5 protein-coding genes are annotated in these 8,453 nt (G+C 68.0%); 1 reads left to right on the top strand and 4 read right to left on the bottom strand.

Annotated features, from left to right (window positions below; all coding sequences use genetic code 11):
* Positions 1-17: 17 nt before the first annotated feature.
* Positions 18-1,505: a nucleobase:cation symporter-2 family protein gene (locus tag AC1DMN_RS03405; protein ID WP_477230181.1), complete on the bottom strand. Its 1,488-nt coding sequence runs from the start codon at positions 1,503-1,505 to the stop codon at positions 18-20.
* A 287-nt stretch (positions 1,506-1,792) separates the two neighbouring features.
* Complete coding sequence (locus tag AC1DMN_RS03400) at positions 1,793-4,015, bottom strand: ATP-dependent Clp protease ATP-binding subunit (protein ID WP_477230180.1); 2,223 nt, start codon at positions 4,013-4,015, stop codon at positions 1,793-1,795.
* Positions 4,016-4,281: 266 nt separating this feature from the next.
* Between AC1DMN_RS03400 and AC1DMN_RS03395 the strand changes: the two genes are divergently transcribed.
* Complete coding sequence (locus tag AC1DMN_RS03395) at positions 4,282-5,940, top strand: NCS1 family nucleobase:cation symporter-1 (RefSeq protein ID WP_477230179.1); 1,659 nt, start codon at positions 4,282-4,284, stop codon at positions 5,938-5,940.
* Between the two features lie 298 nt (positions 5,941-6,238).
* On the opposite strand, the gene allB is transcribed toward AC1DMN_RS03395, so the two are convergent.
* Both allB and AC1DMN_RS03385 read right to left on the bottom strand, forming a co-directional pair.
* The gene (gene allB / locus AC1DMN_RS03390; RefSeq protein WP_477230178.1) at positions 6,239-7,627 is read right to left on the bottom strand and encodes an allantoinase AllB; all 1,389 of its coding nucleotides are present in this window, start codon (positions 7,625-7,627) and stop codon (positions 6,239-6,241) included.
* 87 nt (positions 7,628-7,714) lie between these two features.
* Positions 7,715-8,440: an aspartate/glutamate racemase family protein gene (locus AC1DMN_RS03385; protein WP_477230177.1), complete on the bottom strand. Its 726-nt coding sequence runs from the start codon at positions 8,438-8,440 to the stop codon at positions 7,715-7,717.
* Between the last annotated feature and the right edge of the window lie 13 nt (positions 8,441-8,453).

Genomic DNA, 8,453 nt, shown 5'->3' with positions numbered 1-8,453 from the left:
GTCTCGCGGGTCCAGGGTCAGTGCGACGGACGCTCGACCGCGACCTCGTTGCCGTCGCGGTCGACGATCTTGCCGTCGATGATCGAGTCGCCGTCTTCGAAGGCGTCCAGGTACGCGACCGGGATGCTGCGCGTCGGCGCCGACACGAAGGCGTTCTTGCGCTTGGCGCTGCCGAGGTGGTTGAACAGCAGGTTCAGCAGGATCGCGGTGACCGCCGCCGAGCTGATGCCGGAGTGGAAGATCGTCACGAACCAGGCGGGCATCGCGTGGTAGATGTCCGGCTTCGCGATCGGGAGCATGCCCACCGCGAGCGACGTCGCGACGATCACGAGGTTCATGTTGTCCTTGTACTCGACCTTGGCGAGCGTCCGGATGCCCGAGGCCGCGACCGATCCGAACAGCACCAGGCCAGCGCCGCCGAGGACGGGCTGCGGGATGGCGCCGACGACCCGGCCGAGCACGGGCAGCAGACCCAGGATGACGAGCACGCCACCGCCGGCGGTGACCACGAAGCGGCTCTTGACGCCGGTGATCGCGACCAGGCCGACGTTCTGCGCGAACGCGGACTGCGTGAACGTGCCGAAGATCGGCGAGATGGCGCTGGAGAGCATGTCGGCGCGCAGGCCCGCGGCGATGCGCTTGGAGTCGACCTTGGTGCCCACGATGTCGGCCACGGCGAGGATGTCGGCGGTGGTCTCGGTCAGCGTCACCAGGATCACGATGAACATCGAGATGATGGCGGCGATCTCGAACGTCGGCGGGCCGAATCCGAAGATCTGCGGGAGAGCGAAGATCTCGCCCTGACCCACCTTGCTGAAGTCCGCCTTGCCGAGGAAGACCGCGACGATGGTGCCGAGCACGATCGCGAGCAGGATCGCGAGCCGCGAGATCGCGCCCACCGGGATCTTGCTGAGCACGAGCACGATCACGAGGGTGATGGCCGCCAGCAGCAGGTTCTCCGGCAGCGCGCCGTCCGCCGGGTTCGCACCGGGACCGTAGATCCAGCCGGCGGCGACGGGCAGCAGGCTGAGACCGATCGTGGTGATGACCGTTCCCGTCACGACCGGGGGGAAGAACCGGATGATCGTGGCGAACACCGGGGCGATCAACAAGCCGATCACCGAGGCCGCGATGACGGATCCGAACACCGACGGCAGCCCGCCGCCGCTCGTGACGATCGCGCCCATCGTGGCGACGCCGGCGAACGAGACGCCCTGCACGAGCGGCAGCTGCGATCCGAAGAACGGGATGCCGACGGTCTGCAGGATCGTGGCGAGTCCGCCCATGAACAGGCACGCGGCGATGAGGACGCCGATCTCGGCGGGCTTGAGACCCGCGATCTGCCCGATGATGAGCGGCGGGGCGATGATGCCGCCGTACATCGTGAGCACGTGCTGGATGCCGTAGCCGATGGTCGCGCCGATCGGCAGTCGCTCGTCCTCGGGGCGGACGAACTCCTTCTTCTGCTTGGTAGTCAATTCGACCTCTTCGTCGGGTGCAGGCACCGGGTGAGCTGAGCGCCGGCCGTCATGCATCGCCGGTGTGGCGATGCGGTGCGGGCGCTCCGTCCGCCTCGCGAGCGGGGCGGATGCTGTTGGTCCAGGTGCATCTCCAGCTCTGGAGACCCCCTCAGGCTAACGGGAGCACTCGTCGAGAGTCAAGACTTTTTTCCGAATCTCGGATGATATTTTCCGTAATGCGGATATATGCTCCGCCCGATCGCCACCGTGCAAGCACGGAAAAGGGGCCCGGATCAGGAAGATCCGGGCCCCTGGCGTGACGGCGCCGCGTGTCAGTCGTCGAGCAGCTCGGCCTCGATCGTCTCGTCGTCCGAGCCCGTGTCCGCCTCCCGCGGCGCGGTGGGGCCATCACTGGTGAGGACCAGCGAGGATCCATCGGCGGCGACATCCACCCGCACGATGTCGCCGTCGTGCACGCGGCCGGAGAGCAGCGCCGACGCCAGCCGGTTCTGCACCTCGTTCTGGATCAGGCGCCGCAGCGGCCGGGCCCCGAACACGGGGTCGTAGCCACGCTCGGCCAGCCAGGCGCGCGCATCCGGGGTGACGGCGAGCGTCAGCCGGCGGTCGGCGAGGCGGCGCTGCAGCTGGTCGATCGTGAGCTCCACAATCTGGGCGAGGTCGTCCTCGGTGAGCGCGGAGAACATCACGATGTCGTCGAGACGGTTGATGAACTCGGGCTTGAACGCCTGCCGCACGAGCGCCATCACGGCCTCGCGCTTCTCGTCGGGCGAGAGGGTCGGGTCGATCAGGATCGGGGATCCGATGTTGCTCGTGAGGATCAGGATGACGTTCGAGAAGTCGACCGTGCGGCCCTGTCCGTCGGTGAGACGGCCGTCGTCCATGACCTGCAGCAGCACGTCGAAGACCTCGGGGTGGGCCTTCTCGACCTCGTCCAGCAGCACGACGCTGTAGGGGCGCCGCCGCACGGCCTCGGTGAGCTGACCGCCCTGCTCGTAGCCGACGTACCCCGGAGGGGCGCCGACGAGCCGGGAGACCGAGTGCTTCTCGCCGTACTCCGACATGTCGATGCGCACCATGGCGTGCTCGTCGTCGAAGAGGAACTCGGCGAGCGCCTTGGCCAGCTCGGTCTTGCCGACGCCGGTGGGGCCCACGAACAGGAAGGATCCGGTGGGACGACCGGGGTCGCTGATCCCGGCGCGGGAGCGGCGCACGGCGTCGGAGACGGCGGTCACCGCCTCCTTCTGACCGATCAGACGCCGGCCGAGCTCGCGCTCCAGGTGCAGGAGCTTCTCACTCTCGCCCTGCAGCAGCCGGCCCACGGGGATCCCCGTCCAGGCTGCGATCACCGCGGCGATGTCCTCGTCGGTGACCTGCTCGTTGACCATGCGCGGCTCGTCGCTCACGGCGTCCGCCTGGCGCTCGGCCTCGGCGAGGTCGGCTTGCAGCTGCTTGATCGTCTCGTACTCGAGCTTCGACGCCTTCACGTAGTCGGCGTCGCGCAGCGCCCTGTCGCGCTCGGTGAACGCCTCGTCGAGGCGCTTCTTGAGTTCGCCCACCCGGTTCAGCCCGCCGCGCTCGCGCTCCCAGCGGGCCTCGAGGCCGGCGAGCTCGGCCTCTGCCTCACCCATCTGCTCCCGGAGCTTCGCGAGGCGCTCCTTCGAGGCCGCATCCTTCTCCTTCTTCAGCGCGAGCTCTTCGAGCCGCATCCGGTCGACCGACCTCTTGAGCTGGTCGATCTCTACGGGGCTCGAGTCGATCTCCATCTTGAGCCGGCTCATGGCCTCGTCGATGAGGTCGATGGCCTTGTCCGGCAGCTGCCGGCTCGGCAGGTAGCGGTTCGACAGCGCTGCCGCGGCGACCAGCGCGGAGTCGCTGATGGTCACCCCGTGGTGCGCCTCGTAGCGGCCCTTGAGCCCGCGCAGGATCGCGATCGAGTCCTCGACCGAGGGCTCTCCCACGTAGACCTGCTGGAACCGGCGCTCGAGCGCCGCATCCTTCTCGATGAACTCGCGGTACTCGTTGAGCGTGGTCGCGCCGATGAGGCGCAGCTCGCCGCGGGCGAGCATGGGCTTGAGCATGTTGGAGGCGGCGACGGATCCCTCGCCCCCGCCCGCGCCCATGAGCACGTGCAGCTCGTCGATGAACGTGATGACGCGGCCGTCGGACTCGGTGATCTCCTTGAGCACGCTCTTCAGGCGCTCCTCGAACTGGCCGCGGTACATGGCGCCGGCGACGAGGGCGGAGATGTCCAGCGACACCAGCTCCTTGTCCTTGAGCGACTCGGCCACGTCGCCGGCGACGATGCGCTGCGCGAGGCCCTCGACCACGGCGGTCTTGCCGACGCCGGGCTCGCCGATCAGCACCGGGTTGTTCTTGGTGCGGCGGGTGAGCACCTGGCTCACGCGGCGGATCTCCGCATCGCGTCCGATCACCGGATCGAGCTTGCCCTGGCGGGCGCGATCGGTGAGGTTGATGCCGAACTGCTCGAGCGCCGACTGCTGCTCGTCCTGCTGTGCCGTCTGAGGGGTGGCCATTCGTCCTCCTGGGTTCTCCTTGCATGTGAGGCGCAAGAGCCGGATCGGATCCGACTCTTGAAAGTTGAGTTGATAAGACTCAACTTTACCGGATCGAACGTTCCCGGGCAAGAGACCGGGCGGGCGAACTTAACGTCGCCGTTACACGGAGGAAACCCGTGACGGAGAGCGCATCAATAGCTTCATCTCAAGGTCTCGAAGGCGCGATCCCTGCATCACCCGCGGCGCCGACGGACTCGGCGGACCTTCCCGAAAGGCACCCCGAGATGACTCCTCCCCCTCCCCCTTCCGCGAGCTCTGCCGCCCCCGAGACCAAGCCGCACGACATCGTCGAGGCGGCCGGCCTTCCGGTCGGAGCAGGCAATATGAAGCCCGAGTACGACCTCCGTCTCGCCAACGAGGATCTCGCGCCTCTGCGCAAGCAGGGCTGGAGCGCGTACAACATCTTCGCGTTCTGGATGTCCGATGTGCACTCGGTCGGCGGCTACCTCACGGCCGGCTCGCTGTTCGCGCTCGGCCTCGCCAGCTGGCAGGTGCTGGTGGCGCTCGTCGCAGGCATCGTCATCGTCCAGGTGTTCGCCAACCTCGTCGCCAAGCCCAGCCAGAAGACCGGCGTGCCCTACCCCGTGATCAACCGCGCCATCTTCGGGATCCGGGGCGCGAACATCCCCGCCATCATCCGCGGTCTCATCGCGATCGCCTGGTACGGGGTGCAGACCTTCCTCGCCGCCGAGTCGTTGAACATCGTGCTGCTGAAGTTCGTGCCGGGCACCCACGACCTGGTGAATCACTCGTTCCTCGGCCTGTCGGCACTGGGCTGGATCTCGTATGCGATCCTCTGGGTTGCTCAGGCGGCGCTGTTCTGGCGCGGCATGGAAGTCATCCGGCGCTTCATCGACTACGCCGGGCCGGCGGTGTACGTCGTGATGATCGTCCTTGCGATCTACCTGGTCTCGCAGGCGGGATGGGGCCACATCAGCTTCGACCTCTCGGCCGGCAAGCCGCTGGACTTCTGGTCTTCGCTGCCGGTCATGGCCACCGCGATCGCGATCGTGGTGTCGTACTTCTCCGGCCCGATGCTGAACTTCGGCGACTTCGCGCGGTACGGCCGCTCGTTCGCCGCCGTCAAGCGCGGCAACTTCCTCGGTCTTCCGATCAACTTCTTGTTCTTCTCGCTGCTGGTCGTGATCACCGCCTCGGCCACCGTGCCGGTGTTCGGCGAGCTCATCACGGATCCGATCAAGACCGTCGAGAAGATCGACAGCGTCTTCGCGATCCTGCTCGGCGGGCTCACCTTCGTGATCGCCACGGTGGGCATCAACATCGTCGCGAACTTCATCTCCCCCGCCTTCGACTTCTCCAATGTCGCTCCGCACCGCATCTCCTGGCGGATGGGCGGCATGATCGCCGCCGTCGGATCGGTGATCCTCACGCCGTGGAACTGGTACTCCAACGACACCGCCATCCACTACACGCTCGGCGTGCTCGGCGCACTGATCGGCCCCCTGTTCGGCATCCTCATTGCCGGCTACTACGTGGCCGCTCACCAGCGGATCAAGGTCGACGCGATGTACACGATGGACGCGAAGGGTCCGTACTGGTACCGCAACGGCTACAACCCCAACGGCGTGAAGGCGATCCTGATCGCCGGTATCCCCACCGTGATCCTGGGCGTGTTCCCCAAGCTGTTCGCCGACCTCGGCGCCTTCGACGTGGCGTGGATCGGGAACTACACCTGGTTCATCGGCTGCGCGCTCGGATACTTCTCCTTCGTGCTGCTCGAGAAGCGCGACCCGCAGGTGCCCGTGTTCGAGGGCGAGGCCGAGGGTATCTCGGACGGCACGATCGACGGCGCAGCCGCGACGCCCGCGTCGGAACCGGCCGCGATCTCGCAGGAGATCCCGGTTCTGCAGGAGAAGCTGTGAAGACGGCGCGCGTCTGAGCCGCATTGCGCGGCGCCCCGCCCGGCTGGGCGCGACTCCGGTCGGCCGGGGGCGACAACGCCGGTCTCGCGGGACAAGACCTCGGAGCACGCGAAAATGCCGGCCCGATACAGAATCGGGCCGGCATCCGCCGTTCAGGATCACCAGGATCCGCCGACGATGAGGGACGCCGTTGTCCGCACATCGTCGACGAGCTTCGAAGCACCTCTCACTGTGCGATCCCCGCCGGAGCACGCCACGGGCGGCACCGGCGGGGACGACGCGGTGAAGGGACGAGGTGTCAGCCGACCTCGGCCATGCCGCGGCGCAGCAGGCGGCCGCGCGGAGTGGCGAAGTCGATCTCCTCGCCGTGCAGGTAGGTCTTGCGCACCCGCCCGGCGAGCGCCTTGCCGTTGTACGGGGTGAGCGGGTTCTTGTGGTGCAGCTTGGTCACGTCCACCACGTAGGCATCGTCGGCGGCGAAGACCGAGAAGTCCGCGTCGTAGCCGGGCGCGATCCGCCCCTTGCCGGTCAGGCCGGCGAACTGCGCCGGCTTCTCGCTCATCCACCCCACCACGGTCTCCAGCGACAGGCCGCGCTGGCGCGCCTCGGTCCAGATCAGCGACAGCCCGAGCTGCAGCGACGCGACGCCGCCCCAGGCCACGGCGAAGTCGCCGTTCTCGAGGTCCTTGAGGTCAAGGGTCGAGGGCGAGTGGTCGGACACGATGAAGTCGATCGTGCCGTCCTCCAGGCCCTGCCAGAGCAGCTCGCGGTTGCCGGCCTCGCGGATCGGCGGGCAGCACTTGAACGCGGTCGCGCCGAGCGGGATCTCCTCCGCGGTGAGCGTGAGGTAGTGCGGGCAGGTCTCGACCGTGAGCTTGATGCCGTCGTGCTTGGCCGAGCGCAGCATCGGCAGCGCGTCCGAGGAGGACAGGTGCAGGATGTGCGCGCGGGCGCCGGTCCAGCGGGCCCGCTCGATGACCTCGGCGATCGCGAGGTTCTCCGCACCGCGCGGACGCGAGGCCAGAAACTTGGCGTAGTCGTCGCCGTCGGGCTTGGGCGCGCGGTCGATCGCGCGGGAGTCCTCGGCGTGCACGATCATGACGGAGTCGAACGTGGCGAGCTCGCGCATGTCCTCCTCGAGCTGGTCGGGGTCCAGCGGCGGGAACTCGTCCACGCCGCTGTGCAGCAGGAAGCACTTGAACCCGAATGCACCCGCGTCGTGCAGGCCGCGCAGCTTGTCGACGTTGCCCGGCACGGCACCGCCCCAGAAGCCCACGTCGACGTGCACCTGGTCGCGGGCGACGTCGCGCTTGATGTCCAGCGCCTCCACGTCGATGGTCGGCGGGATACTGTTCAGCGGCATGTCGAGGATCGTGGTCACGCCACCGGCCGCGGCCGCCTTGGTAGCCGAGGAGAAGCCCTCCCACTCGGTGCGGCCGGGCTCGTTCACGTGCACGTGCGTGTCGACGAGGCCGGGGATGAGCGTCTCGTCATCGGCGAGCTCGATGATCTCGTCACCCTGGAGGCCGTTGCCGAGCGGCTGCATCGCGATGATGACGCCGCCGCGGACGCCGACCTCACGAGGGCGGATCCCGGAGCTGGTGAGCACCCGCTCGCCGCGGATCACCAGGTCGTAGTGCTCTCCGGTCGGGTCGAGCGAGGCGTGTTCTTCGGTCTCCTGGGACATGTCCGCGGATTCCCTTCTGCCGGCGACGTCGCCGGCGTTGTGAGGTGGTTGACGGGTGGTTGTGGGTGATTCGATTGTGCTCTGGATTCAGCGCGCCGTCGCCGGGAAACCGGTGACGCGCTTCGGCCGGGGCGGGGCATAGGTGCGGACCTTGGAAGTGGTGAGCCCGAGGCGCACCAGACTCTCGGCGACCTGCACTGCGGCCTGCACGCCGTCCACGACGGGCACGCCGCACAACTCGACGACGCGGTCCTTGAGCTCGGCCATGCCGCCGCAGCCGAGGACGATGACCTCGGCGCGGTCGATCTCGACCGCCTTCTGCGCCTCGGCGGCGATCGCCTCGACCGCGCGCTCCGGGTCCGACTCCAGCTCGAGCACGCCGAGACCCGAGGAGCGCACCGACGCGCACCGATCGTGCAGCCCGGCGAGGATCAGCCGGTCCTCGATGAGCGGCACCGTCCGGTCGAGGGTCGTCACCACGGAGTACGAGCGGCCGAGGTACATCGCGGTGGATGCGGCCGCCTCGGTGATGTCGACGACAGGTACGGTGAGCAGCTCCTGCAGGCCTTCGCGGCCGTGCTCGCCGTAGCCGGCCTGGATGACGGCGTCGTACTCGCCCTCATAGCGGACGACCTTGTCCATGACCGCGATCGCGGCGAGGTAGCTCTCGAAGTTGCCTTCGCAGCTCTCGGCGCCGAAGTCGGGCGTCAGGCCGATGATCTCCGTACCCGGTGACGCGGCGGAGCGTGCCGCCTCGGCGATGGCATTGGTCATCGCCACGGTGGTGTTGACGTTCGCTATGAGAATGCGCATAGTGTTCCTCTCC

It is taken from the genome of Microbacterium sp. 01T413_2, assembly GCF_056398985.1.
This window is presented reverse-complemented; position numbering and strand designations above follow the sequence as displayed.

What these genes read in the sequence shown, in the direction of transcription:
- AC1DMN_RS03395 (WP_477230179.1), top strand. Translation starts at nt 4,282, where the DNA reads ATGACTCCTCCCCCTCCCCCTTCCGCGAGCTCTGCCGCCCCCGAGACC.
- allB (WP_477230178.1), bottom strand. Translation starts at nt 7,627, where the DNA reads ATGTCCCAGGAGACCGAAGAACACGCCTCGCTCGACCCGACCGGAGAG.
- AC1DMN_RS03385 (WP_477230177.1), bottom strand. Translation starts at nt 8,440, where the DNA reads ATGCGCATTCTCATAGCGAACGTCAACACCACCGTGGCGATGACCAAT.
- AC1DMN_RS03400 (WP_477230180.1), bottom strand. Translation starts at nt 4,015, where the DNA reads ATGGCCACCCCTCAGACGGCACAGCAGGACGAGCAGCAGTCGGCGCTC.